Annotated in this window: 1 pseudogene; it reads right to left on the reverse strand. The window is 62.5% G+C overall.

Annotation, left to right across the window (positions count from 1 at the left end):
• Nucleotides 1-264 (reverse strand): annotated as a pseudogene (locus tag SB765_RS30600) (serine/threonine protein phosphatase); the annotation flags it as partial.

Raw genomic sequence — 264 nt, forward strand, 5'->3', positions numbered from 1 at the left:
GCAAACCCCGCCAACGCGCCGGTGGGCACGTCGATGAAATGATGCTGCCAGGTGGTCAGCACCGATATGCCGATCAGCGCCATCCAGCTGTGCATGGCCCAGCGCCAGGGCTGGCGGTGCACGTGCCGGGCGAACATCGCCCAGATGATCACCAGCAAGGCGATATGCAGCGATGGCGCCTGGTTGTAAGGCTTGTCGAAGCCCATCAGCACATCGAACAACCCGCCATACAGCCCACCTATCTCGGGCCGTTCGAAGGTGAAG

The sequence above is a fragment of the Pseudomonas sp. SIMBA_067 genome (assembly GCF_046534675.1).
Classification (GTDB): Bacteria; Pseudomonadota; Gammaproteobacteria; order Pseudomonadales; family Pseudomonadaceae; genus Aquipseudomonas; species Aquipseudomonas putida.